The sequence below is a fragment of the Rhizobium sp. TBD182 genome (assembly GCF_001950375.1).
Taxonomy (GTDB): Bacteria; Pseudomonadota; Alphaproteobacteria; order Rhizobiales; family Rhizobiaceae; genus Agrobacterium; species Agrobacterium tumefaciens.
The window spans coordinates 49508-51455 of the sequence record NZ_BDLN01000012.1; the positions used below are offsets into that span (position 1 = coordinate 49508).

The following is a 1948-nucleotide window of genomic DNA, read 5'->3' on the forward strand; positions in this document are numbered from 1 at the left end:
GATGAACACCCGCGCCAAACCCGAGGTGCCAACGCATCTGTTGACGCCCAACATCAAAAAGCTGAGGATGCTCGTAGTGTTTCTCGTCTCGCAGGCCAGACATGACACTGAGCGCGAGGAGGCTTCCCTTTGGCAACACGTATCCATCCAGATCGATATCCTTGAGGGCCAACCGCGGAAATGAGCCAACTGGCGGCTCGAATCGGAGCCCTTCCTCCACGGCGGCTGCGACATAGGATTGATTGCCACGTAAAGAAGACCAGAGCGCGGGATTTTGGAGCGCAAGAGCCGTCACCATCACCATCGCAGTGCGCGTTGTATCGCTCCCAGCGAGTATGATAAGCATGAGTTGCATGATCTCCTCAATTGGCGAAAGCGTTCCGGCTTCCCGTACCGCCTTCAAGTAGCGCGAGAGAAAATCATCCCTCATCCGACGACCGCTATCCGCGATCACGCTCCGAACGTAATCCTGAAGCTCGATAGCGGAAGCTTCAATCTCCTCGAATTCCTCATCGCGCCATGACGGGCTCAAGCAGCGGGAAACCTTATAAACTAGTCGTGTGAAAAACGGCGTGTCCTCAGACGGCAAGCCAAGGACACTTGCGATCGTCAGCGCAGGTAATTGCGACGCGTACATTTCAGTAAAATTGAAATCGTCAACTTTCTGTAGATCGTCCCACAGACATTCCGTTATCTTCGCAATCTCCGGGCGCAACGCTTCAACCATGCGGAATGAGAACGCCTTTGAAAGGCCTGAGCGACGTTTCCCATGCGTTTCACCGTTCGAAAACAACATGCTGTGATCTATAAAGTCAAAAACGGCACCAGCTTTGACGCCTCGATTCAGCATGAGCTCAGTTTCTATTTGCCGGGTACGTGGATCGGTGCCCAGCAGAAAGATATGGTCTGCGCGGAGAACGAGAAAGATGCCATCTTCTCTCCGAAGAAACGGACGCTTCGGTCGCCATTCTGCGAAAATACTGTGACCTTCAGAATCAAGTCTGCTTATAGGAACGGCGTCGGGATCGATTTGATTTGACTTCGCGACATTTAGAAACTTCTGGTCGGCCACAGAGACATCGGTAGAGCTGTTCGCAATCATTGTAATATACCTTACCAAAGACGACGCGAGAGACGACGTAAATGGCAATAAGACTTAAAGGCTTAGCCCATGCGACTGCTCTCGCCCTACGGTAGCAACAAAAAATAGTCTTACACATTAGAATCGGGTTTCATCTGTAACGAACAAATCAGATCGTCATTGCAGAGCTATCGTAAGCGCTCAATTCGCTGCGCGTTGACGCGTTAGATTATGGCGCCCTTGTCCGATTATACGGGAGTTGATTTGGCGAAGTTAAACGGGAGCAGATCGTCGATATCGGCGCCATCAGGGCGCTGCGGCAGCTCGGTGAAGATGTGCCTCAACCAAGCGAAGGGCTCGACACCACAGGCACGGCAGGTCAACATCAAGCTATAGACGACGGCGCTTGCGTTCGCCCCACTGACGGTGTCGCAAAATAGCCAGCTCTTTCTGCCCGTGGCAAATACTCTGATATCGCGTTCCAATAAATTGTTGTCGATCGGCATCCTGCCGTCTTCGATGTAGCGCGTCAGATATTCCCATTGGTTTCGCGTATAGGAGATTGCATCGCCGAGCTTGGTGTCGGGCACGACCCTGGGGGCCATGTTGTCTAGCCACTCCTTCAAGGCTTTGAGAACGGGGAGGCTGTGCTTCTGGCGCATGCGCCGGATACAATCGGCCTGCGTTTCGCCTTCAACCCGCTTTTCTTCCCGAGCTTGCCTTTCAATCCGATAGAGTTGGTCGAAGAACTTCAAAGCCTGTGCGGGTGGGCAGCTTTGTTTTTTTTCCCGGCCTTCAAGGCGTTGACGAAGCGTCGCCTGGCGTGAGCCATACATCCGACATGCGTCGCACCTTGTAGAGTTCGCC

The 1948-nt window shown here is 52.9% G+C and carries 1 protein-coding gene and 1 pseudogene; both read right to left on the reverse strand.

Annotation, left to right across the window (positions count from 1 at the left end; genetic code table 11):
• The coding region (locus tag T18_RS24160; RefSeq protein WP_323455266.1) for a cytochrome P450 at positions 1 to 1102 on the reverse strand (1102 nt) is incomplete at its 3' end.
• Positions 1103 to 1329: 227 nt separating this feature from the next.
• A pseudogene (tnpC, locus tag T18_RS28010) lies at positions 1330 to 1948 on the reverse strand (IS66 family transposase); the annotation flags it as partial.